At 71.8% G+C, this 22,499-nt stretch carries 26 protein-coding genes; 16 read left to right on the top strand and 10 right to left on the bottom strand.

Going from position 1 to position 22,499, the window contains the following annotated elements; all coding sequences use genetic code 11:
• Positions 1-502: 502 nt before the first annotated feature.
• Positions 503-1,258, bottom strand: coding sequence for a DeoR/GlpR family DNA-binding transcription regulator (locus OHA21_RS24310; RefSeq protein ID WP_328477362.1), 756 nt, complete (start codon positions 1,256-1,258; stop codon positions 503-505).
• Positions 1,259-1,316: 58 nt separating this feature from the next.
• Here OHA21_RS24310 and OHA21_RS24305 point away from each other — a divergent pair, with 58 nt between their 5' ends.
• Positions 1,317-2,618, top strand: coding sequence for an NUDIX domain-containing protein (locus OHA21_RS24305; protein WP_328477360.1), 1,302 nt, complete (start codon positions 1,317-1,319; stop codon positions 2,616-2,618).
• Between the two features lie 33 nt (positions 2,619-2,651).
• A complete protein-coding gene (locus OHA21_RS24300; protein WP_328477358.1) occupies positions 2,652-4,007 on the top strand; it encodes a phthalyl amidase in 1,356 nt (451 codons plus the stop codon).
• Here the strand turns inward: OHA21_RS24300 and OHA21_RS24295 are convergent, their stop codons facing one another.
• Positions 4,008-5,867: a phosphatase PAP2 family protein gene (locus OHA21_RS24295; RefSeq protein WP_328477356.1), complete on the bottom strand. Its 1,860-nt coding sequence runs from the start codon at positions 5,865-5,867 to the stop codon at positions 4,008-4,010.
• Between the two features lie 155 nt (positions 5,868-6,022).
• On the opposite strand from OHA21_RS24295, the gene OHA21_RS24290 reads away from it, so the two are divergent.
• The 3 genes from OHA21_RS24290 to OHA21_RS24280 all read left to right on the top strand — a co-directional run bounded on the left by OHA21_RS24290 (position 6,023) and on the right by OHA21_RS24280 (position 9,695).
• The gene (locus OHA21_RS24290) at positions 6,023-7,348 is read left to right on the top strand and encodes a jacalin-like lectin (RefSeq protein WP_328477354.1); all 1,326 of its coding nucleotides are present in this window, start codon (positions 6,023-6,025) and stop codon (positions 7,346-7,348) included.
• Between the two features lie 74 nt (positions 7,349-7,422).
• Positions 7,423-8,790, top strand: coding sequence for a pyridoxal phosphate-dependent decarboxylase family protein (locus OHA21_RS24285; RefSeq protein ID WP_328477352.1), 1,368 nt, complete (start codon positions 7,423-7,425; stop codon positions 8,788-8,790).
• Positions 8,791-8,864: 74 nt separating this feature from the next.
• Complete coding sequence (locus OHA21_RS24280; protein WP_328477350.1) at positions 8,865-9,695, top strand: DUF4394 domain-containing protein; 831 nt, start codon at positions 8,865-8,867, stop codon at positions 9,693-9,695.
• A 16-nt stretch (positions 9,696-9,711) separates the two neighbouring features.
• Here OHA21_RS24280 and OHA21_RS24275 read toward each other — a convergent pair whose 3' ends face one another.
• A complete protein-coding gene (locus OHA21_RS24275; RefSeq protein WP_328477348.1) occupies positions 9,712-10,416 on the bottom strand; it encodes a GAF and ANTAR domain-containing protein in 705 nt (234 codons plus the stop codon).
• A gap of 102 nt (positions 10,417-10,518) precedes the next feature.
• Between OHA21_RS24275 and OHA21_RS24270 the strand changes: the two genes are divergently transcribed.
• Both OHA21_RS24270 and OHA21_RS24265 read left to right on the top strand, forming a co-directional pair.
• Positions 10,519-10,872, top strand: coding sequence for an STAS domain-containing protein (locus tag OHA21_RS24270; protein WP_328477346.1), 354 nt, complete (start codon positions 10,519-10,521; stop codon positions 10,870-10,872).
• 206 nt (positions 10,873-11,078) lie between these two features.
• Positions 11,079-11,783, top strand: a complete 705-nt coding sequence (locus OHA21_RS24265) for a GAF and ANTAR domain-containing protein (protein ID WP_328477344.1) — start codon at positions 11,079-11,081, stop codon at positions 11,781-11,783.
• Positions 11,784-11,816: 33 nt separating this feature from the next.
• Here OHA21_RS24265 and OHA21_RS24260 read toward each other — a convergent pair whose 3' ends face one another.
• Positions 11,817-12,221 carry a hypothetical protein gene (locus OHA21_RS24260; protein ID WP_328477342.1) on the bottom strand — a complete coding sequence of 135 codons (405 nt, stop codon included), beginning with the start codon at positions 12,219-12,221 and terminating at the stop codon, positions 11,817-11,819.
• A gap of 173 nt (positions 12,222-12,394) precedes the next feature.
• Here OHA21_RS24260 and OHA21_RS24255 point away from each other — a divergent pair, with 173 nt between their 5' ends.
• The 7 genes from OHA21_RS24255 (at position 12,395) to OHA21_RS24225 (ending at position 17,057) form a co-directional block, all read left to right on the top strand.
• Positions 12,395-13,066 (top strand): dienelactone hydrolase family protein, encoded by a 672-nt coding sequence (locus OHA21_RS24255; protein ID WP_328477340.1) that lies wholly within the window; start codon positions 12,395-12,397, stop codon positions 13,064-13,066.
• A 5-nt stretch (positions 13,067-13,071) separates the two neighbouring features.
• Positions 13,072-13,725: a phosphoribosyltransferase gene (locus OHA21_RS24250; protein ID WP_328477338.1), complete on the top strand. Its 654-nt coding sequence runs from the start codon at positions 13,072-13,074 to the stop codon at positions 13,723-13,725.
• Positions 13,726-13,814: 89 nt separating this feature from the next.
• The gene (locus tag OHA21_RS24245) at positions 13,815-14,534 is read left to right on the top strand and encodes an ABC transporter ATP-binding protein (RefSeq protein ID WP_328477336.1); all 720 of its coding nucleotides are present in this window, start codon (positions 13,815-13,817) and stop codon (positions 14,532-14,534) included.
• Complete coding sequence (locus OHA21_RS24240) at positions 14,531-15,259, top strand: ABC transporter permease (protein ID WP_328477334.1); 729 nt, start codon at positions 14,531-14,533, stop codon at positions 15,257-15,259. The genes OHA21_RS24245 and OHA21_RS24240 overlap by 4 nt, the downstream gene beginning before the upstream one ends.
• A gap of 21 nt (positions 15,260-15,280) precedes the next feature.
• Positions 15,281-15,892, top strand: a complete 612-nt coding sequence (locus OHA21_RS24235) for a TetR/AcrR family transcriptional regulator (protein ID WP_328477332.1) — start codon at positions 15,281-15,283, stop codon at positions 15,890-15,892.
• Positions 15,893-15,922: 30 nt separating this feature from the next.
• Complete coding sequence (locus tag OHA21_RS24230; RefSeq protein WP_328477330.1) at positions 15,923-16,300, top strand: hypothetical protein; 378 nt, start codon at positions 15,923-15,925, stop codon at positions 16,298-16,300.
• An 85-nt stretch (positions 16,301-16,385) separates the two neighbouring features.
• Entirely contained in the window at positions 16,386-17,057 is a 672-nt protein-coding gene (locus OHA21_RS24225; RefSeq protein WP_328477328.1) for a DUF6766 family protein, read from the top strand.
• A 4-nt stretch (positions 17,058-17,061) separates the two neighbouring features.
• On the opposite strand, the gene OHA21_RS24220 is transcribed toward OHA21_RS24225, so the two are convergent.
• From OHA21_RS24220 to OHA21_RS24210, 3 genes are all read right to left on the bottom strand, one after another.
• Positions 17,062-18,210 carry a methyl-accepting chemotaxis protein gene (locus tag OHA21_RS24220; protein ID WP_328477326.1) on the bottom strand — a complete coding sequence of 383 codons (1,149 nt, stop codon included), beginning with the start codon at positions 18,208-18,210 and terminating at the stop codon, positions 17,062-17,064.
• A gap of 86 nt (positions 18,211-18,296) precedes the next feature.
• A complete protein-coding gene (locus tag OHA21_RS24215) occupies positions 18,297-18,782 on the bottom strand; it encodes an SRPBCC family protein (protein ID WP_328477323.1) in 486 nt (161 codons plus the stop codon).
• 4 nt (positions 18,783-18,786) lie between these two features.
• On the bottom strand, positions 18,787-19,119 hold the full coding sequence (locus OHA21_RS24210; RefSeq protein ID WP_328477321.1) for an ArsR/SmtB family transcription factor: 333 nt from the start codon (positions 19,117-19,119) through the stop codon (positions 18,787-18,789).
• 117 nt (positions 19,120-19,236) lie between these two features.
• Here OHA21_RS24210 and OHA21_RS24205 point away from each other — a divergent pair, with 117 nt between their 5' ends.
• A complete protein-coding gene (locus OHA21_RS24205) occupies positions 19,237-19,395 on the top strand; it encodes a hypothetical protein (protein ID WP_328477319.1) in 159 nt (52 codons plus the stop codon).
• Here the strand turns inward: OHA21_RS24205 and OHA21_RS24200 are convergent.
• From OHA21_RS24200 to OHA21_RS24190, 3 genes are read right to left on the bottom strand one after another with little or no spacing between them, the layout of a single operon-like run.
• Positions 19,392-19,871 carry a molybdenum cofactor biosysynthesis protein gene (locus tag OHA21_RS24200; RefSeq protein ID WP_328477317.1) on the bottom strand — a complete coding sequence of 160 codons (480 nt, stop codon included), beginning with the start codon at positions 19,869-19,871 and terminating at the stop codon, positions 19,392-19,394. The two genes, OHA21_RS24205 and OHA21_RS24200, sit on opposite strands and share 4 nt — an antisense overlap.
• Positions 19,872-19,891: 20 nt before the next feature.
• The gene (locus tag OHA21_RS24195; protein WP_442875134.1) at positions 19,892-20,671 is read right to left on the bottom strand and encodes an NADPH-dependent F420 reductase; all 780 of its coding nucleotides are present in this window, start codon (positions 20,669-20,671) and stop codon (positions 19,892-19,894) included.
• 21 nt (positions 20,672-20,692) lie between these two features.
• On the bottom strand, positions 20,693-21,310 hold the full coding sequence (locus OHA21_RS24190) for a TetR/AcrR family transcriptional regulator (protein ID WP_328477315.1): 618 nt from the start codon (positions 21,308-21,310) through the stop codon (positions 20,693-20,695).
• Positions 21,311-21,413: 103 nt separating this feature from the next.
• Here OHA21_RS24190 and OHA21_RS24185 point away from each other — a divergent pair, with 103 nt between their 5' ends.
• A complete protein-coding gene (locus tag OHA21_RS24185; protein ID WP_328477313.1) occupies positions 21,414-22,409 on the top strand; it encodes an NADP-dependent oxidoreductase in 996 nt (331 codons plus the stop codon).
• Positions 22,410-22,499 lie beyond the last annotated feature (90 nt).

The raw sequence follows: 22,499 nt of genomic DNA, 5'->3' as shown, positions 1-22,499 counted from the left end.
GGTGGCGGCTCGTGGTGTCTGGCCGCCGGCCGGGCACGTTACTGCGGTGCGGTAGCCCGTCTGGGTGGCGGCTCGTGGTGTCTGGCCGCCGGCCGGGCACGTTACTGCGGTGCGGTAGCCCGTCTGGGTGGCGGCTCGTGGTGTCTGGCCGCCGGCCGGGCACGTTACTGCGGTGCGGTAGCCCGTCTGGGTGGCGGCTCGTGGTGTCCGGCCGCCGGCCGGGCACGTTACCGCGCTGCGATAACCCGCCTGGGTGGCGGCTCGTCGTGTCCGGCCGCCGGTCAGGCACGTTACCGCGCTGCGATAACCCGCCTGGGTGGCGGCTCGTGGTGTCCAGCCGCCGGCCGGGCACGTTACCGCGGTGCGGTAGCCCGCCTGGGTGGCGGCTCGCGGTGTCCGGCCGCCGGTCAGGCATGTAACCGACGTCCAGGGCGGTGGTCGCCGTCCGAATTGTTCGGCTAAGACGTGGGCCCTGGGCACCAGTAGGGCGGCCGGAAGGGGGTCAGGCGGGGAGGATGGCGACGCCGGCGGTTTGCAGGGAGCGCAGGACCGGGTGGTCTGAAGGGGCGTCGGTGATCACGCCACTGACTGCGTCCGGGGTGAGGACTGTGAACGGGGACGCGGCGCCGATCTTTTCGCTGCTGGCCAGCACGTACGTGTCGGCGGCCCGCGTCGCGAGGGTGCGCTTCATGGCGGCCTCGTCGGCGTCGCCGGTGGTCAGGCCGGCCTCGTGGTGGACGCCGGTCACGCCCAGCAGGAACAGGTCGGCGGTCACCTGCTGGGCGGCCTCGGCAGCGGCGGCGCCGCAGGTCACCGCGGAATGTTTGAAGAGGCGGCCGCCCAGGACGTAGACGTCGACGGTGGGATGGGCGACCAGGGCCGAGGCCACGGTGGGGCTGTGGGTGACCACGGTGGCGACCAGATCGTGGGGGAGTGCGGCGGTGACGGCGAGGGCGGTGGTGCCGCCGTCGAGCAGGACGGTGCTGCCGGGACGGATCAGGCCGGCGGCCGCGGCGGCGACCCGTTCCTTGCTGGAGGTGGCGACGGTGGTGCGGGTCGCGTAGTCGGCGACTGCGGGAGAGACCGGCAGCGCACCGCCGTAGACCCGCTGGCACAGCCCGGCAGCGGCGAGTTCGCGCAGGTCGCGACGGATGCTGTCCTCGGCGACGCCGAGTTCGGCGGCGATTTCCTTGGCCACCAGCTTGCCGTCGGTCTGAAGCCGGGCCAGGAGGAGGTCGCGTCGTTCGGCCGCCAGCATGCGTGATTCTCCTTATTGTTGTCGACTGTTGCGCGTTTCTCAGTGTAGGTTGCCGGTCGTGACGAAGCCAATGCTGATCCTGATCGCCGGTCCCTATCAGTCCGGCACCGGCGGCGACCCCGAGTTGATCGCCGCGAACCTCGCCCGGCTGGAGGAGGCGGCCTGGCCGATCTTCCGGGCCGGGCACGTCCCGATGATCGGCGAGTGGGTGGCGCTGCCGGTCCTGCGCGGCGCCGGAGACGAGGCGGGCGAAGGGCAGGTCCTCTATCCGACGGCCGCCCGGTTGCTTGCGCACTGCGACGCGGTCCTGCGCCTGCCCGGCGAATCGAAGGGCGCGGACCAGGACGTGGCCATCGCTCACCAGCGCGGCATCCCGGTCTACACCGATATTTCGGAAATTCCGGGGTACGAGGTGAAGCTCGAAACCGGCGGCGCGAAGCCCGACGGCGACGGGGTGGTGCTCGGGAACAGCGGGACGGAACTGGTGGGCGACGGCGCCGCGGCTGGAGGTGGCGGGCTGAAGGTCGGGAGTGGCGGTGCAGCACCCGGCGGCGAGGTCGCGGCTGCAGGTGGCGGGCTGATGGTCGGGAGTGGCGGTGCAGCACCCGGCGGCGAGGTCGCGGCCGGGCATGGCGAGCTGATGGTCGGAAGCGGCGTGGCGGCAAACGGCGTGGGGGCCGGCGGCGGGGCCGGGCGGCCCGGCATCGACGTGCCGGATGCGCGCGGGCGTACCGGGCTGGATCAGGTTGGGCGGGATCTCGCCGGCAACCCGGACGTCGTGGTCCGGGATGTCGAGCTGCTGGCCGCCGCCTGGCATGTGCTGCGCCGGACCACCTTCGACTACCGGCGCCGGGATGGCAGGTGGAGCCGGGAGCAGCGGGAGACCTACGACCGGGGTGACGGGGCGACTGTTCTGCTCTATGACCCGCAGCGGGAGACTGTGCTGCTGACCAGGCAGTTCCGCTTTCCGGTCTATGTGAACGGCCACCCGGACGGGATGTTCGTGGAGACCGCGGCCGGCCTGCTCGACGGTGACGACCCCGCGGCCGCGATCCGGCGGGAGGCGGCCGAGGAACTGGGTGTCGAGGTGGGCGAGCTGGAGCCGGTGTTCAACGTGTGGACCAGCCCGGGCTCGGTGACCGAGCGGGTGCACTGCTTCGCGGCGGCGTACAGCGCGGCCGACCGGGTCGGTGACGGCGGCGGGCTGGCCGACGACGGTGAGGACATCGAGGCGGTGGAGTTGCCGTTCGCCGAGGCGCTGAAGCGGATCGACACCGGAGAGATCGCCGATGCCAAGACGATCATGCTGCTGCAGTGGGCGGCGCTGCGCGGTCCGTTCCGGGGCTTGACATCGATCTGAGCGAATCATTGGATGTTACCGGGAGGTAACGCGATGATCGCTCGCCCAGTCCTGCTCGCCCTTTCCCTGATCGCCGGGATGCTGATCGGTGCCCCGGCGGCGTCCGCCGCCGAGGTCTGCACCGCACCCACCCCGAGCACCACCCAACCCGGCTATCTGGTCGCCGACCCGGACTGCGATCTGAACGGCACCCCGTTCACCGCCCTGGCCGGCGCCCGGGTGCACACCGGAATCCGGGACGGTGCGGCCTACCGCATCGAGGTTCCGGAGAACTGGAACGGGCGGCTCGCGCTGTACGCGCACGGCTACCGCGGCACCGGCACCACGGTCTACGTCGGCAGCCCGGACCTGCGCGCGCACTGGGTGAGCAACGGTTATGCCTGGGCCGCGTCCAGTTACGCGACGAACGGTTACGACGTCGGGCAGGGCGTGCGTGACTCGTACGCATTGATCGGTCTCTTCCAGGAGTTGACCGGCAAGAGGGCGCGCAAGGTCTACATGACCGGCGACTCGATGGGCGGGCACATCACCGCGGTGGCGATCGAGGAGTACCCGCGGGCCTTCGCCGGCGCCATGCCGACGTGCGGTGTGCTCGGCGACGTCGAGCTGTTCGACTACTTCCTGGACGCCAACCTGACTGCGGCCGCGCTGGCCGGTGTCGAGACCACGTTCCCGATCGACGCGGCGACCTGGGCCGCGCAGGTGGCACAGATCAAACCGGCGCTCGGCCTGCCCGCTCCGCTCACCGACGCCGGGAAGACCTGGTCCGATGTGGTGGAGCGGCGCAGCGGCGGCGAGCGGCCCGGCTTCGAGTCGGCGTTCCGCTACTGGAACACCGCGCAGCAGGCCGGGTTGCCGTTCCTGTTCAGCGTGCACCCGGCCACCTCCGGCGGGACCGTCGGCATCGCGCCGGGCAATCTGACCGACAACCGGCGTACGTTCTACCGCTCCACCGACAAGCTGTGGCCGACCGCCGCCGAGTGGCAGCTCAACCGGGACGTGCTGCGGGTGAAGCGCACCGCGGCCGCGGACCCCGGACTGGCCGGGGTGCCGCGGATCGACGGCCGGCCGCCGGTGCCGGTGCTGTCGCTGCACGGCATCGGCGACCTGTTCGTGCCGTTCTCGATGGAGCAGGAGTACGCCCGGGAGGCCAAGCGCAACGGCCGCTCGCACCTGTTCGTCTCCCGGGCGATCCGCGATGTCGCGCACTGCGGGTTCACCCAGGCCGAGCGGCAGCGCGGCTTCGACGACCTGGTCCGCTGGGTGGAGGGCGGCCGCAAGCCGGCCGGGGACGCGATCCTCGACCGGCGCGCGGTGGCGAGCGCGAGTTTCGGCTGCCGTTTCACCGAGGGGGTACGCCCGGCGTTCGTCGCCCCGCCGTGCAGTTGATCAGGCGGCGCGCAGCCGGACCGACACGCTGTCCCCGTCCTGGACCAGGTCGGCGCGGTGACCCGGCGTGGTCACCACGACCGCGGCGAACCGGCCCCGGACCCGGCGGGCCTTGAGCACCGGCACCGGCTTGTCGTACTTCTGGCCCGGCGTCACCTCGATCGACAGGGTGGCGCCGGAGCCCAGCACCGCCTCCTCGTGGACCGTCAGCGGGGGCGCGCCGTGCGCGCGTACCGTCACCGCGAGGTTGCCGGAACTCTGCCGGAAAGCGCCACCGATGTGCACCTTCTCCGCCGCCAGGCGGAGCGTGCCACCGCTGACCGTGACGTCGCCGTCGCCGAGCGCGCCCTTCGCGGCCGCGACCAGGGTGCCCTGCGCGACCGTCGTGCCACCCCGGTAGTCGTTGTCGCCGGCCAGGGTCAGCGCGCCGGTGCCCAGTTTGATCAGGCCACCCTTGCCCACGATGTCGTTGCGCCAGATGTCGGCGGCCGAGAACCCGCCGGCGGCGGCGTCCAGGCTGACCGCGACGGTCGAGTCGAACGCGCCGTAACCGTCGGCCGCGGTGAACAGGTCGAGCCGGCCCCACTGCTCGCCGCCGTCGAGCAGCGGGTTGCCCGCGGCCAGGCCGGTGGTGCGCAGGACCTCGCGGCGCTGGGCGGCGTCCAGGTACGGCAGGCGGGTCTCGAGCAGCACCTCGGCGCCCTTCGGCACGACGAAGGCCGACCGGTTGCGGGTGCGCGGCAGCCCGTACGTCTGCTTCGGCTTCACGACGGCGGCGTTCCGCGCGCGGTCGGCGTACCGATCAGTCCCGGTCGAAGAGTGCGCGAAGGCTGCCACGTCGCCCACCTGGGCCTGGAAGAACGCGAGCGCCTGGGCGCGGGCTTCGGCCTTGAGGGTCGCGTTGGCCGCGTCGCCGAGGATCGCGGCGGCCAGCGCGGTGCCCAGGATCCGTCCGCCGATCACGTCGACCGGGGAGTGCATGCCCGCGATGATCCGGGTCTCGGCCAGGTCGTAGGCCGCGGTGATCATCTCCTGGAAGCGCTCCGGGACCGCGTACGCCAGCGCGATCGACGCCAGGTAGAGCGCGTTGGTGTGACCGCTGACGTAGCCGCCGTCCTCGGCCGGGTTGGTGCTGCGCTGGCGGAGCAGCTGCGGCACGACCACGGTGTCCGAGTCGTAGACCGGGAAGCCGAGCGCGTCCACCGTGCCGGTGTCCACCACCTCGCTGTCGTCGTTCATCCGCCACGGCCGCGGGTACTGGTAGGCGAACTTCGACGGGTTGCCGGACGAGAAGTTGCCGCGCAGCGTGTTGACCAGCGTGACCACCGTGCCGAGCGCCGAGGTGGGCGAGCCGGCGCCCAGCGCCGAACCGGCCGGTGCGCCGGCCGGGATCGCGTCGCTGACCGTGGTCGCCGGGGTGGTCTCCGGGGCCTCGGTGATCCCGGTGACGGCGAGCGCGCCGGCCTTGTAGACGTCGGCGAGCGGGCCGAGGCCGGCGATCACCGAGTAGCTCTGGTGCTGGCGGTCCACGACGAACGCGCGGGCGGCCTCGGCGGCGGTCCGGTTGCGGGTGGTCTTCACGCAGTAGCGCACGTTGGCGCGCAGGAACGCCTCGTCGAGCACGGTGCCGTTGTTCCAGGCCGTGCCGGTGGCCCAGACCTGCTGCATGCCGGCGAGGATGCGGACCGCGGCGTTGGTCTCGGCGGTCAGGTTCGCCGTGACGTTCGTCCGGTAGCTGTCCACGAAGGCGGGCAGCGCTGTGGCCGCGGTGGCGGTGGCGCTCAGGACCTGCGGTCCGGCGACCAGGCCGGCCGCTCCGGCGGCTGAGGCGCGCAGCAGGGTACGGCGGCTGAGAATCATGCGGAAGGCTCCAGGCTGGACGGGCAAGATCGCCGCTCAGCTTCCGGTCCGTCGTGGAAGGATCGGCCAACGCTTCGTATTGTGATCGTGAACATCTCCGAAATCGCCAGCTCAGGACGGTTCCGTAAGTCGACGACAATGGATACCTTGCGGTCATGCTCCGTCAGGGGTTCCTCGCGACCGGCGTGCTCGCCGCCGCCCTGCTCGTCGCCCCCGCTCCCGCCCAGGCCGCTGCGAGCGGCACCTTCGACGTGCTCACCTACAACATCGCCGGGCTGCCCGACCTGATCTCCAGCGCCGAGGTGGACCGCAAGACCGCGACCACGGCGATCGGGCAGCGGCTCGGGCCGTACGAGATCGTGCACGCCCAGGAGGACTTCAACTTCCACGCCTACCTCTACGCGGCCGACACCACGCACGCGTACCGGACGCCGACCAGCGGCGGCGCCGGGATCGGGGACGGGCTGAACACGCTCTCCACCCACCCGTACACCGACGACTTCGAGCGGGTCGACTGGGACTCGTGTCAGTTCGACTCGGGCGACTGCCTCACGCCGAAGGGGTTCACGTTCGCGCGTACCCGGCTGGCCGAGGGCGTCCACGTCGACTTCTACAACCTGCACACGAACGCCGGCACCAGCGCCGGCGACCACGAGTCCCGGGCCGACAACCTGCGGCAGCTCAGCGCCTTCATCGCCACCCACTCGGCGGGCAACGCGGTGATCGTCATGGGGGACACCAACACCCGGTATACCCGGGCCGCCGACACGATCCGGGACTTCGTCGCCGCGAACGGGCTCACCGACGCCTGGGTGCAGCTGGAACGCGGCGGGGTGGCGCCGGCGGCCGGCTCGGCGGCACTGGTCTGCGACGCGGCGGCGATCACCGACAGCTGCGAGGTGGTCGACAAGGTCCTCTACCGGAGCAGCCGGTCGGTCACGCTGACCGCGACGGCGTACCACAACGAGCATGCCGGGTTCGTCACCAGCGACGGGCGGATGCTCTCCGACCACTTCCCGATCAGCACCGCGTTCAGCTGGACGGCGAGTGAGGCGTACCAGCTCAGCGACCAGTTCGGCGGCCCGCACGGCGACCACTTCAACGACCTCGCCGCGGTGCCGGCCGGCGCCCGGGCGACCGCGGTGGGGCTGCGGACCGGATCGCGGGTGGATCAGCTGTCGGTGACCCTCGCCGGCGGGACCACACTGAGCCACGGCGGGACCGGCGGCACCGCCCGGGCGCTCACGCTCGGCAGCGCCGAGTACGTGACCAGCGCGTATCTGTGCCGTGCCAAGCACAACGGGCACACCCGGATCTTCTACGCCCGGTTCACCACCAACCTGGGCAACAGCATCGCCGGCGGAACGACGACGGCTGACTGTGTGACCCGGACCGCGCCGAGTGGCTGGCAGATCGCCGGATTCCACGGCAGAGCCGGGACCGCGGTGGACAGGGCCGGCTTCATCTACACACGTCGCTGACCGCCTCCGGGAGCAGCCAGTGCCCGCGAACTGGACCGCGACAGCCGGTGCCGGCCGCGCCTAGCGTCCGGTTCGTGGACAAACGACTCGCCGACGACCTGACCACCCTGCCCGATCTGCTGGGAGCCACCCGCGACTACGCCGCCGGGATCCTCGCCGGACTCGACGACCGCCCGGTAGCCCGGACACCCGCCGGCCGGACACCCGCCGAACTGCCCGCCGAGGGCGCCGGCGCCGCCGCGGCGCTGGCGCACTTCGACGAGCGCTGGGCGCCCGGCTTCTCCGGCAGCGCCGGCCCGCGCTACCTGGGGTTCGTCACCGGCGGCGCGACCCCGGCCGGGCTGGTCGGCGACTGGCTGACCAGCGCCTTCGACCAGAACGCGTCGAACCGGTCCGGCTCGTCGGCGGCCGATCTGGAGGACGAGACGGTCGGCTGGCTGCGAACCATGTTCGGCCTGAGCCAGGCGCACCACGGCGCGTTCGTCAGCGGCGCGACCATGTCCAACTCGGTCGGCCTGGCGATCGGCCGGGAATGGCTCGGCGAGCAGCTCGGCGTCTCGGTGGCCCGGCAGGGCGTCGCGGCGCTGGGCCCGGTCACCGTGCTCTCCGGGGCGCCGCACTCCAGCATCTACAAGGCCCTGTCGCTGCTCGGGCTCGGGCGCGACGCGGTTCGTACCGTCCGCACCCTGCCAGGCCGCGAAGCGGTCGACGTGGACGCGCTGGCCGCGGAGCTCGCGGCCCTCGACGGCCCGGCGATCGTGGTGGCGAACGCCGGCACCGTCAACACGGTCGACTTCGACGATCTGCGGGCGATCGCCGCGCTGCGGTCGCGGTATCCGTTCTGGCTGCACGTGGACGCCGCGTTCGGAGGTTTCGCGGCCCTCTCCCCGGACCACGCACACCTCGTGGACGGGCTGGACGAGGCCGACTCGGTCTGCGTCGACCTGCACAAATGGCTGAACGTGCCGTACGACTCGGCGGTCCAGTTCACCCGGCGGCGGGACCTGCAGGTGAACGTCTTCCAGAACGCGGCCGCGTACCTGCCGGCGCCCAGCGACGCCCCGGACCACTGCCATCTCACCCCGGAGAACTCGCGCCGGCTGCGGGCGCTCGCCGCCTGGTTCGCCCTGGCCGCCTACGGTGTGGCCGGCCACCGCGAGATCGTCACCCGCAACATCGCGGCGGCACACCGGCTCGGCACGCGCCTCGCGGCGCTTCCCGGGGTGCGCTTGCTGGCCCCGGTACGCCTGAACGTCGTCTGCTTCAGCATCCCCGGCGACGTCGGCGAGGCCGTCGCCCGCATCGCCGACGTCGGTGAGACGTTCCTGACCCCCACCGTCTACCAGGGCGAACCGGCGCTGCGGGCAGCCTTCAGCAACTGGCGCACCACCGGGGACGACGAGGACCGCATCGTCGAGGCCATCCGGAGTTGTGTCGCCTGAGCGACCGTTCCCATCCGCACCCGTCCGGGCCGCGAATCGGTGGCATGTCCCAACCAGACATGCGGAGGAAACAGATGAACCGATGGATCACGGCCGGGCTCGGTACGGCGGCCGCGGTCGCCCTGACGCTCGGGGCGGCCGGGGCCGCGCAGGCCGGCAGCGACGACAAGGACCTGCAGGCCGTGGGGCTGACCGCCGATCAGCGGCTGGTCACCTTCGAGGTGGACCGGCCGGGCCGGGTGAAGCCGGCCGGGCCGGTCACCGGTCTGCAGGGCGACACCCGGCTGGTCGGCGTCGACTACCGGGTGCAGGACGGCAAGCTGTACGGCGTCGGCGACGCGGGCGGCGTCTACACCCTGACCGTCAAGGGCGCGAAGGCGACCAAGGTCAGTCAGCTGACCGTGGCGCTGACCGGCACCAGCTTCGGCGTCGACTTCAACCCGGCCGCCGACCGGCTGCGGATCGTCAGTGACACCGGCCAGAACCTGCGGCACGACGTCAACATGGGCGGTGTCACCGTCGCCGACGCCACCCTGACGATCCCGCCGGCCACCACTCCGGCCGCGGGGGTGACCGCGGTGGCGTACACCAATAATGATCTCGACCCGAACACCGCGACCACCCTGTTCGACCTGGACACCACCCTGGACCAGATCGAGATCCAGGCGCCCGCCAACGCCGGCCTGCTCAGCCCGACCGGCAAGCTCGGCGTCGACGCCGGGGCGGAGGCCGGCTTCGACATCTACACCGGCCGCGGCGACGCCGCCGGATTCGCCACCCTGCAGGTGGGCGGCCGCAACATGCTGTACCGGATCTCGCTGCTCACCGGCCAGGCTGCCCAGCTGGGCCGCTTCCCGGCGGCGGTGACGGTCACCGACCTGGCCCTGCCTCTCGGCCAGCGGTGAGCCGGCGCACCCGCCGTCACGGGCGGCGGGTGCGTTCCACCAGGGCCGTGGCCACGTCGCGCAGCTTGCGGTTGGCGTCCTGCGAGGCCTTGGCGAGGATGTCGAACGCCTCGTCCGGGGTGCACCGGCGCTGGCTCATGATGATGCCCTTGGCCTGCTCGATCACCGCCCGGCTCTCCATCGCCACCTGCATCTGCTGGGCCAGGGTCACGGTGGTGTCGTAGAGGTGGGCGTTCGCCAGGGCCACCGCCGCATAGCCGGCGAACGTCTCGGTCAGCACCACCGAGTCCTCGTCGAAGGCCCGGATCGTGGTGGCGTAGATGTTCAGCGCGCCGACGACGTTCTCCTGGATGGGCAGGCCGACCGAGAGCGCGCTGCGTACCCCGACCGAGCCGGCGTGCTCGTGCCACCCCGGCCAGCGGCGTTCGGCGCTGACGTCGCCGATGCAGAGGGTCTTGTGCTCGGCCGCGGCCTCCAGGCACGGACCGCGGCCGTTCTCGTACTGCCACTTGTCGATCCACCGGGCCGGGTCACCGGTGCTGGCCACGGTCCGCGGGCGCGCCTGGCGGACCAGGGTCACGGACACCTCGTACGCCCCCGGGACGGCCCGCTTCGCCAGCGTGGCGACCTGCTGGAGGATGCCCTCCAGGTCGGTCTCGCCGAGGTTGATGCGCCCGAGCTCGCTGAACGCAGTGGTCGGGTCGAGTGGATCCGGGCTCATGTTCTCACTGTCGCATTTGCCGGCCGGCCGGCGGGAGCTAGAGTCTGACCTGGGTCAAGCCGAGTGCCCAGCCATCGCGTCGACGACGGTAGGTACTGGGTCATGCTCGTTTTCCCCGTGAGCCCCGACGGCGATGTGCTGCGCGTCCACTGCCGGCCCGTCCCGCTGGCGGACGGGACCGCCGCCGCGATCGTGTTCGTCGACGGCGAGGTCGACGCCGAGACCACGCCGGTTCTGCAGGAGGCGCTGCTGAACGCGGTCGACGGCTACCCGACGGTCTACTGCGACCTGAACCGGGTGGTGTTCTTCGGCGCCGCGGGGGCGAACTCGGTGGCGGCGGCCGGTCGCCGTGCCGCGACGGTGGGCCACCGGCTGGAGTTGTGCGGGGCGCACGGTCTCACCCGCCAGGTGCTGGCGATCGCCGGTCTGGACCGGCTGCTGACGGTGTCCGAATGAGCCGCCTACCGACGGTTCCCGGTCCGGGCGGCTTCGGTATTATCGTCGTCCTGCGGCCGGAGTCGTCCCATCGACACCGGCGAACCAGCGTCAAGCAGCGGCGCGGGTCCGTGGGCCTCACCGCCCACCGGGCAGCAACACCGGTAAACCAAGCACGGGCCGTCCCGCGACGGTTCGCGCTCCGCTGCGGGGACCTTCTGACGTTGATGGCGCACGACCCGACCGACTCGGCGGCAGCCTTCGCCGAGCTGGGCCGCATCAAGCTCGGCGAGACCGACCTCAACGGTGTCCTGCACCGGGTGGCCGGCCTGGCCGCGCGCACCCTGCCCGGCGCGGAACAGGTGTCGATCACACTGATCCGCGACGGTGGCGCGTACACCGCGGCGCACACCGGCGAGATCGCGCTGAAGCTCGACGAGCGGCAGTACGAGCAGGACAGCGGGCCGTGCATGCAGGCGGCGGCGACCCGGGCGACCGTGCCGGTGCCGGACACCGAGAACGACGAGCGGTGGAACGGGTGGGCGCGGCACGCCGCGGACGCCGGGATCGGCAGCGTGCTGTCGGTCGGACTGCCGATCGAGGAGAAGGTCGCCGGCGCGCTGAACATCTACGGCGCGCAGCCGCACGTCTTCGACAGCGAGGCGGTGGCACTCGCGCAGACCTTCGTGCGGTACGCGACGGTCGCTCTCGCGAACGCCCACCTCTACGACACCACGGCGACCCTGGCCCAGCACATGCAGGCGGCCATGGAGAGCCGGGCGGTGATCGAGCAGGCCAAGGGCATCATCATGGGCGAGCGCCGGTGCACCGCCGACGAGGCGTTCGCCATCCTCACCCGGGTCTCGCAGGACAGCAATCGCAAGTTGCGCGACGTGGCCGCGGCGCTGGTGGAGCGTACCCAGCGCGGCTGAAAGACGGGGGTGCCTGACCGCGTACGGGGGCGGTCAGGCGCTCACATCCAGCCTTCCTCCGCCGCTTCCGCCGCCACCGTGCTGGGAGAGGTATCGCAGCGCCGGCTCCAGGTACCCGTTGACCGGGTTGCGGCCGGTCGGGTTCTGGTCGTACCGCCGGGCCAGGTCCTTGAGATACAGCGCGGTGATCTCCTGGCCGGGCGCCAGCCGTCCGGAGGCCCGGTCGGCGGCGATCGCCGCAGCCAGCGAGTTGATCCAGCCCTGGTTCGTCTCGCCGGCGCGGATGCGCTGGCCGGTGGCCTGGAATATGAGTTCCCGGTCGCGGTCGGTCAGCGACGCCGCGTCCTCCCGGGCGTTCTGGTTTCGTTCCCGGGCCGGATACCGGACCGGGGCGACAGGGGGTGTCTGCTGGCTGCGGTTCAACCGGGACACGGACATGCTGGACTCCGAAGGCCGTGGTCGCTCTTCTCTCTCCTGATCGGCAACCGGGCAGCCGAGCTGAGCACTTTTCGGTGGCATCAGGCATAGCGTGGAGGTGAGACACCGGTCCCTCCGGACTCCGGCCGCTGAACGGGCGACAGCACAAGGGGACGAGAGGAAAGGGACGGACGATGACCACCTGGACCACAACCGAAGAGCGGATCGACGTCGGCACCCGCCTGGACGGGGATCTGACGATGCCGGAGCATCCCGCCGGCGTGGTGCTCTTCGCGCACGGCAGTGGCAGCTCACGGCACAGCCCGCGCAACCGCGCGGTCGCGCGGGAACTCAACCGGCGCGGGCTGGCCACGCTGCTCGCGGATCTGCTCACCCCGGAGGAGGAGGTACGCGACGCGCGTACCGGTGCTCTGCGGTTCGACATCGGCCTGCTCGCCGACCGCCTGGTCGGCATGATCGACTGGCTGCGCAACCATCCGCCCACCGCGTCGCTGTCGATCGGCCTGTTCGGGGCGAGCACCGGCGGGGGAGCGGCGCTGGTCGCCGCGGCGGCCCGGCCCGAGGCGGTGCAGGCCGTGGTGTCCCGCGGCGGCCGCCCCGATCTGGCCGGCCCGGCCCTGGTCGAGGTCCGCGCGCCGTCGCTGCTGATCGTCGGCGAGAACGATCAGCGGGTGGTCGACATGAACGAGCAGGCCCGCAACACCATGCGGATCCGTGCCGAGTTGCGGATCATCCCGGGCGCCTCGCACCTGTTCGAGGAGGAGGGTGCCCTGGACCAGGTGGCCGAGGAGGCCGGCGGCTGGTTCAGCATGCACCTGGCCGCCGCCCGTACCCCGGTGCGGTGAGGTCGATGATCTTCGCGAATCGCACCGAGGCCGGCCGGGCCCTGGCCGGCCGGGTGGCCGAGGAGATCGCCGGCGCGCCGGGCCGCCCGCTGGTGCTGGCCCTGCCGCGGGGCGGGCTGCCGGTCGCCGAGCCGGTCGCCGAGCGGATCGGTGGCGAGCTCGACATCGTGGTGGCCCGCAAGATCGGCGCGCCCGGGCATCCCGAGTTCGGCGTCGGGGCGGTCGCCGAGGACGGGCCGCCGGTCTACGACCCGCGGAACCTGCGGTACGTCGGGGTCACCGAGCAGGACATGGCCGCCACCCTGGCTGCCGAGCGCACCGAGCTGGCCCGCCGGGTCCGGCGCTACCGCGGTGACCGGCCGCCGCCGGCGGTGCGCGGCCGGGCGGTGGTGCTGATCGACGACGGTCTGGCCACCGGGGTGACCGCACACGCCGCGCTGCGCTGGGTGCGCGGGCACGACCCGGAGCGGCTGATCCTGGCCGTCCCGGTGTGCGCGCCGCAGGCCCGGGACGCCCTGGCGCCGGAGACCGACGCGGTCGTCTGCCTGCACGCGCCGGCCGAGTTCCTGGCGGTGGGCCGCTGGTACGAGGACTTTAGCCAGCTCACCGACGAGGACGTCGACGCGGTGCTCGCGCGTTTCCGCCACGCGCAAGTCTAATTCAGCATCTGTTGAAATCGGCACTTGTGCGCGCTCCGGAAACTCATCTAGCGTTGAGTTCAACACCTGATGAGTTCTGGGGAGGAACGATGGACACCGCGATCGAGGTCACCGGCCTCGTCGTCAAACGCGGGAAGCGGGTCGTGCTCGACGGCTTCTCCTGCGTCATACCGCGCGGCAGCGTCACCGGCCTGCTCGGGCCCAGCGGCAGCGGCAAGACCACCCTGATGCGCGCGATCGTCGGCGTGCAGATCGTCGAGTCCGGCACGGTGACCGTCCTCGGCCGGCCCGCCGGCTCCGCCCCGCTGCGCAGCAAGATCGGCTATCTGACGCAGGCGCCCAGCGTCTACGCCGACCTCACGGTCCGGGAGAACGCGCGCTACTTCGCCAGCCTCTACCGGCTCAAGGCCGCCGTCGCCGACGAGGCGATCGAGGCGGTCGGCCTGACCCCAGCGGCGAACCAACTGGTGGCGAACCTCTCCGGCGGCCAGCGCAGCCGGGCCTCGCTGGCCTGCGCGATCGTCGGCCGCCCCGAGGTCCTGGTCCTCGACGAGCCGACCGTCGGTCAGGACCCGGTGCTGCGCGACGAGCTGTGGGACCACTTCCGCCGGCTCGCCGCCGAGGGCGCCACCGTGCTGGTCTCCAGCCACGTCATGGACGAGGCGAACCGGTGTGATCGGCTGCTGCTGATCCGCGAGGGCGAGCTGATCGCCGACGACACGCCCGCCGCGGTCAAGAGCGCGGCCGGCACCGACGACCTGGACCAGGCGTTCCTGCGCCTGATCCGCCAGCAGGAGGTGGCGGCGTGATTCTGACCAGCACCATCAAGCGGATCCTCCGGCAACTGCGGCACGACCCGCGCACGATCGCGCTGATCATCGTGGTGCCGACGCTGCTGATCACCCTGATCTACTTCATGTACGACGAGCAGCCCATGGTCTTCGACCGGATCGCGCTGACCATGCTCGGCGTCTTCCCGTTCATCGTGATGTTCCTGATCACCAGCATCGCGATGCTGCGGGAGCGCACCACCGGCACCCTGGAGCGGCTCTTCACCACCCCGGTCGGCAAGCTCGATCTGCTCTTCGGTTACGGGGTGGCGTTCGGTCTGGCCGCGGCGGCGCAGGCCACGGTGGCGGCCGCTTTCGCCTACTGGGTGCTGGACATGACGACCGCCGGCAGTGTCGGTCTGGTGATCCTGATCGCCGTGGCCAACGCCGTGCTCGGGGTTGCGCTGGGGCTGCTGTGCAGCGCTTTCGCGCGTACCGAATTCCAGGCAGTGCAGTTCATGCCCCTCGTCGTGGCGCCCCAGCTGTTGCTCTGCGGGTTGTTCGTGCCCCGGGCGGCGATGGCGGGCTGGCTGCAGGCGATCAGCGACGTGCTGCCGATGTCCTACTCCGTGGAGGCGCTGACCGAGGTGGGCGCCAACGTGGAGGCGACCGGCATCATGTGGCGAGACCTCGCCGTCGTCCTGGGTGCGATCGTGGTGGCGTTGATCCTGGGCGCGGCCACCCTGCGGCGCAGGACTGCCTGAGCCGTACGACAAGGGAGAACGATGGTGCGACGGACCGGACGCCGGCCCGGCAACCCGGACACGCGTGAGGCGATCCTGGCGGCAGCGCGCAGCGCGTTCGCCGAGAAGGGGTACGACGGCGCCTCGATCCGGGCCATCGCGACCGGCGCCGGGGTCGACCCGGCGCTGGTCCACCACTATTTCGGCACCAAGGACAAACTGTTCCTGGCCACGATGAACTCGCCGATCGACCCGATCGACATCATCACCGAGGCGACCGACGGGGGCCGCGACGAGATCGGCGTCCGGTTCGTGCGCGCGTTCCTGACCATGTGGGACGGCCCGCGCGGCGCCGCGGCGGTGGCGCTGCTGCGCTCGGTGGTCGGCAACGAGTGGACCACGAAGCTGTTCCGCGAGTTCATCCTCACCCAGATCCTGCGCCGGGCCGTACCCAAGCTGGGTCTTGATCCGGCCGAGGCGAACCTGCGGATCACCCTCGCGGCCAGCCACCTGGTCGGCCTGGCGATGGCCCGGTATGTGATCAAGGTGGAGCCGCTGGCCTCGGTCCCGAGCGAGACCCTGGTCGCGGCGATCGGCCCGACCGTCCAGCGCTACCTCACCGAAGATCTCCCGGGAGTGTTCCCCGAGGCATGAAAGCCGGCCCGGCGGGGCATCCAGCGCCCCATGCGGCTGACGATGTTGGTGTTGCCGGTCCTGCTCCTGGCGGGGTGCGCGTCCGTCGACGAGCGTTCGTCGGCCGCGGGGGAGACCGCCGAGCGGTTCCTTCAGGCGGTCGCCGACGGTGACGGCGAGGCTGCGTGCGGCGCCCTGGCGCCGGAGACCGAGGCGGAGATCGACGCGCCCTGCGCGGAGAGCATTCTGGACGAGGCGCTTCCGGCGCCGTCCCCGGTCACCGACGCCGAGGTGTACGGCCAGCGCGCTCTCGTCCGTCTGGGCGCGGAGACTGTCTTCCTCGCGGTCTTCCCGGACGGCTGGCGGGTCGTGGCCGCCGGCTGCACGTCCCGCGGTGAGCGTCCCTACGACTGCCGGATCGAGGGGTGACCGTGATGCGAGCCCAGTTCGTGCTGCTCCTGCTGGTGGTCGTCACCGGCCTGGTCTACTTCGCCACGCTGGGGGTGCTGCACCGGTGAAACGGCTCCGGGAGAACTCACTCGGCCTCGTCTTCGGGGTGCTCTTCCTGATCGTGCTGGTCGGGCAGGCCCTCGCCGGGCACGCCGACTTCAACCAGCAGCAGATCGCCGCCGGCATGGAGCCGATCCCGCTCGTCCGTTACCTGACCTCGGCGTCCTTCGGCGCCGACGTGGCGGAGAACTGGCAGTCCGAGTACCTGCAGTTCTTCCTCTACATCTTCCTCACCGTCTGGCTGGTCCAGAAGGGCTCACCCGAGTCCAAGAAGCCGGGTGAGGAGGGCCTCGAGTCGGACCGGGAGCAGAAGGTCGGCCGGTACGCCACCGGCGACTCGCCGGCCTGGGCGCGGGCCACCGGGCTGCGCCGGACCTTGCTGTCCAGCTCGCTCGGCCTGGTGATGGGGCTGCTCTTCGTCGGGTCCTGGCTCGCCCAGTCGATCGCCGGGATGGCCGCCTTCAACGAGGAGCAGCTGCGCGACCTGCAGGAGCCGGTCTCCTGGGCGCGCTACCTCACCGAGCCGGACTTCTGGAACCGCACCCTGCAGAACTGGCAGTCCGAACTGCTCGCCGTCGCCTCGATGGTGATCCTCTCGATCTACCTGCGGCAGCGCGGCTCACCGGAGTCGAAACCGGTGGGTAGCCCGCACAGCGTCACCGGCGTGGCGGGCTGATCGCTCAGGCGTGCTGGGTGTTGAGGCCGGTCAGGAAATTCTCGATGTCGTCGCGCAGCCGGGCCGGCAACTCGTCGAACTGCACGCCGATCTCGAGCACGTCGTCGCGGGGCAGCCGGCGCGCCACCCGCGCGTCGACCGTGCCCTGGAAACCGTCGAAGGCGAGCTCCGCGCGTACCGGATCGCCGACTGCCAGGGCCGTGCCCGCCGGGACCGTACAGCCCAGGCCGTCGGCGCTGAGATCCGCGATCCGGGCGGTGATCGTCTGCCCGGACATCGTCCGCAGGGTGACCGTGCCCTGCACCGGCATGCGGTCGTGGCGCCGGCGCTCCAGGCGCTCGGCCACGTCCGACAGGTCGCCGATCTGGGTCATCGTCGCGTCCACGCTCTGGTGCAGCTGCATGACGATGCCGTGCTGCTGATCGGCGATCCCGCCCAGCTGCCGCATGGCGTCCTCGATGTCACCGACGTCGCGGATGATCGCGCTCAGCGTCTCGCCCATCTGCGCGACGTCCGCCTCCAGCGCGGCGACCGTGCTGGTGATCTGCTCGGTCGAGTCGGCCGTGGTGTTGGCCAGGCTCTTCACCTCGTCGGCGACCACCGCGAAGCCGCTGCCCGCGGCCCCGGCCCGGACCGCCTCGATGGTGGCGTTGAGCGCGAGCAGCCGGGTCTGCGAGGCGATCCCGGAGATCACGCTGGCGATCCCGGCCACCTCGTGCAGGCTGGCGTTCAGCGCGGTGGCCGCCTCGTCGGCGCTGTGCGCCCGGCGGACCAGGGCCTCCGCGGCGTCGTTGGTGACCGACACCCGCTCGTGGGTGGCGACCGCGGCGTTGCGGGCTGCGCCGACCTGCACCACGACGTCCTCCAGCTTGCCGCCGATCACCGCGGCGGTGCTGTCGATCGCCTCCTTGGCACGCCGGCGCAGCCGGTGGTTGAGCTGCCGCTGCTCGAGCTGCGCGGCCTCGGCCCGGGCGTCACGGTCGGCGCGCATCTGCTCCAGCTCGGCTTCCCGCTCGCGCAGCGCCGCGGTGAGGGAGGCGATCTCCGCGCGGGCGCCGGCGTCTCCGGCCCCGGCGCCGCGGCGGCTGCGCACGATCAGCCAGACGCCGGCGGCGAACACCAGAAGAGCAACCACCAGGAGGGCCCACACCACGGTCCGCCTCCCGTCCGGGCACATCATGGGTGAAACCGACGCTACCTTGCCCCGGTGTCCGGCGTACGCGGTTCGGGTGGCGCCACCTACTCCTTGAGCAGCGCGTCGATCTGGCCCATGGCCTGGCTCAGGCCCTCCTGCATGCCCATCGCCGCCATCCGCTCGAGCTGCTCGGCACTGACGAAGTGGGAGACGGTCGTCATCCGCGTGCCGGCGCCGGTCGCCTCGAGGGTGACCACGCCGTGGGTGGCGTCCTTCAGGTCGACCGGGTCCCCGTTGTCGTCGGCGAACCCGTCGTCGAACTCGAGGCGGTGCGGCGCCTGCACCGCGGTGATGGTCCACCAGCCGCGGGCCTTCTCGCCGTCCGGCCCGGTCATGTGGTAGCGCACCTGGCCACCGGGCTCGAACTCATACCGCTCGAAGGTGGCCGGCCAGGTCGGCGGGCCCCACCAGCGCTCCAGCTTGCGCGGATCGGCCCAGACCTGCCAGACCCGATCCACCGGGGCGTCGAACTCCGCCACGAAGGTGAGCGTGAGTTCCTCCACGTCCTTGGTCGAACTGATCACCGGCATCTCGTCACTCCTCGCTCAGGATGTCCTCGATCCGGCCGGCCCGTTGCCGCCAGATCTCCTCATACGCGTCGAGCAGGCGCGCTGCCCGGCGCAGCACCTCGACCTCTCCGGTCACGATCTGCTCCCGCCCGCGCCGGGTCTTGCTGACCAGGGCCGCGCGCTCCAGCACCGCGACGTGCTTCTGCACCGCCGCGAAGCTCATCGGGTAGAGCCGCGCCAGCTCCGACACGGACTGCCCGGAACGGATCACCCGGATCAGGATGTCGCGCCGGGTGGCATCCGCCAGGGCGTGGAACACCCGGTCGGTGCCGGCGCCGGAGAGCGAACCTACAACCATGTGGTTGTACGTTAGTGGCGGCCGGGAGCGACGGCAACCCCTTTGGAACCAAGATTTCCTGCAAGCTCATGCGTGGCGGGCCGATTGGCGGTGCACCTGACTTGATCGGAGCCCGCGATGACCATCAGCATCGGCACGTCCACCCCGTCCACCGTCCGCGAGACCCACGCCGCCTGGCTGCGCCGCCGCGAGGACAGCCGCCCCTACCCTTGGACCCAGGTGGCCGAGGCCGAGGAGCGAGAAGAGCGCGCCACCCGCGCCGAGGCGAACAGCTAGGCGTCCGGCAGGACCTCGGCGAGCACCGGGCCGACCCGCAGCACCCCGTCGTCCAGCGGCACGCAACGGACCCCGCCCCGCCGGCGCAGTGCCCGCCACGCCCCCGGGCCGATCACCACGTCCATCCAGGCGCACGGATTCGCCGGCCGGCGTACCCGCAGCCGGACCGGGCCCGACCCGGAGTCGAGGCTCAGCACCGAACCCACCAGCGCGTCCACGTCGAGACCGGCGATGAGGATATTGCGGCGTACCTGGGCCAGGCCGGCGCCGTCCGGCAGCGACTCGCGGGCGATCACCGTGATGCTCGCGTCCCGGTGCGCCGGATGCGCGAAGTACCGGTCGCCGACGATGCCGAGGCCGGCCCGGATCCGGATCTCCTCGACCAGCTCCCCCTCGGGCGCCGGTGCGGGGCCGTCGGCGGGACGGCCCTCGAAGCGGTGCACGGGCGAGGCGAGCAGCTCCACGATCTCCGGCATGGCCGGAAGTCTAGGAAGCCTCAGCGCAGCGCGGTCAGCGCCTCCGCCAGCGCGTCCGTGGCGTCCTGCACGTCCACCTCGCGGCTCTGCAACGGCCCGCCCGTTTCGGTGAGCCGGGCGGCCTTGGCGCCGCCGGCGTAGAACGGCGCGAAGCCGAGCTCACGGATGATCTGCGAGGCCGCCTCCCGGGCGTCCGGCTGGTCGGTGCAGACGAACTCGGCCAGCAGCGGGTCGTGTCCGCGCCGCCGGGTCAGCACCTCGGCCGGCATCGTGTTGAACGCCTTCACCCAGTGCGCCTCCGGCGCCCACTCGATCAGCGTCTCCAGCCCGCTCTTGCCGCCCGCGCGGGCGAGGAGCCGGTCGGCGGCCTCGTTCGGCGGCCCGGTGACGGCGGCTGCCATGACGGCCGGGCTCTTGGTGCTGGCGCCCAGGTCCTCGTCGGCGGCCAGGACGGCGCCGGAGAACGAGCCCGGCATCCCGGCCAGACCGCCGGGTCCGGGTGCGCCGGGGACGGCGTCGGCCGGGTTGGTGGCGTCGATGACCACCTTGCCCTGGATGGCGCCGAGCGTCAGGTCGACCGCCTCCTTCGCGGAGGCCCAGTTCGGCGCGAAGATCACCATGTCGCTGAAGGACGCGGCCTGCGGGACCGGCATCACCCGCATCCGCCAGTTCATCCGGTCCACCAGCTCGCGCACCCGTTCCGGATGCCGCGAGGTGACCGCCACGTCGTGCCCGCTTTCGGCGCACCAAGCCGCGAGTGTGCCGCCGAGCCGGCCTGCCCCGATCACACCGATCCGCATGATCTCAGGGTGCCTGGCCGGTCACCCGTCCGAGTGGAGAACGCGTAAATCCCCGTACAGCATCCGCAGCTCGACGGTCACCAGGTCGTCCACCAGCGCCTGCGGGTCACCGGATCCGGCGAACGCCGTGGTCCGCAGATCGTGGACCATCCCGGCCAGCACGTGCGGCTGTGGCCCGGGCGGCGCCAGGCCGGCGGCCCGGTCCCGCTCGATCCGCGCGGCGAGCCGGGTGACGTGCGCGTCGCGAAGCCGGTCGCGCCACTCACCGATCGGTGGGCAGCCGGGCGCGGCGGCCAGCGCCCCGGCCAGCAGGCGCCCATGCGTACGCCAGATCGCCGCCAGCCGCTCCAGCGACAGCCGCAGGGCCGGCTCGTCCGGGCCGGTCCCGTCCAGCCACGGGCCGGCGTCGGTGTCCAGCTCGCCGGCCAGCCCGTGCAGCAGCGCGACCACGACCGCGAGCTTCGAGTCGAAGTAGAAGTAGAAGCTCGACCGGGAGATCTCCGCCCCGGCGGCCAGCTCGTCGATGGTGATCTCGGCGAGCGGCTTGCGGGCCAGCAGCGCCCGGGCGGTGTCCAGGATCGCCTGCTCGCGCCGGTCGCCCTTGCTCGGGCCGCGACGACGGCCGGGGGGAGGGCTCATGCGATCAACCGTAACCCTTCCCACAGCCTGGAATCGACGCGGTGTCGACTTTTTCAACGTACTGTCGAGTAGCCACGACAAGCCGTCCCCCAGGAGGTACACCATGTTGGAGATCCGCCTCGCGTCCCGTCCGACCGGCTGGCCCACCGCGGAGAACTTCGAGATCGCCGAGACCGCGACGCCCGAGCCGGGCGCCGGTCAGGTGCTGATCCGCAACCTCTACATGTCCGTCGACCCGTACATGCGGGGGCGGATGAACGACACCAAGTCCTACATCGCGCCGTTCCAGGTGGGTTCGCCGCTGGACGGCGCGGCGATCGGCGAGGTGGTCGCCTCCAACGCCGAGGGCATCGCGGTGGGCGCGGTGGTCGCGCACGGTTACGGCTGGCGGGAGTACGCGGTGGCCGACGCGAACCGGGTGCGGGTGGTGGACCCGGCCGCGGCGCCCACCCCGTCGGCGTACCTCGGTCTGCTCGGGATGACCGGGCTCACGGCGTACGTCGGCCTTCTGGACATCGCCCAGTTCCGCGAGGGTGACACTGTCTTCGTGTCCGGCGCCGCGGGCGCCGTCGGCAGCGTGGTCGGGCAGATCGCCAGGCTTCGCGGAGCGAAGCGCGTCATCGGCAGCGCCGGCTCGGCCGGCAAGGTCAAGCACCTGACCGAGGACCTGGGCTTCGACGCGGCCTTCAACTACAAGGACGCACCGGTACGCGAACAGCTGCGCGCCGCAGCACCGGACGGCATCGACGTGTACTTCGACAACGTCGGCGGCGACCACCTGGAGGCGGCGCTCGGCTCGCTGAACAAGTTCGGCCGGGTCGCGCTCTGCGGCGCCATCGCTCAGTACAACGACGTGGCCCCGCCCACCGGCCCGCGCAACCTGGCCCTCGCCGTCGGCAAGGAGCTCAACCTGCGCGGCTTCATCGTCGGCAACCACAACCACCGGATGCCCGACTTCCTCGCCGAGGTGGGAGAGTGGCTGCGGAACGGGCAGATCTCGGCCCGGGAAACGGTGGTGGACGGTCTGGTGAACGCTCCGGAGGCGTTCCTCGGCGTGCTGCGCGGCGAGAACACCGGCAAGATGGTCGTGCGACTCTGATCACTTTCGGACGGTGCGCCGGGTTTATCCACCGCTGAACGATCACTTAGTCGCTCTCGGCAAGCTGAACGGATACGGAACGTATGGTTG

Origin of the sequence: Actinoplanes sp. NBC_00393, assembly GCF_036053395.1 — a bacterium.
Taxonomy (GTDB): Bacteria; Actinomycetota; Actinomycetes; order Mycobacteriales; family Micromonosporaceae; genus Actinoplanes.
Note: the sequence above shows the minus strand (reverse complement) of the source record. Positions and strands in the feature narration are given on the sequence as shown.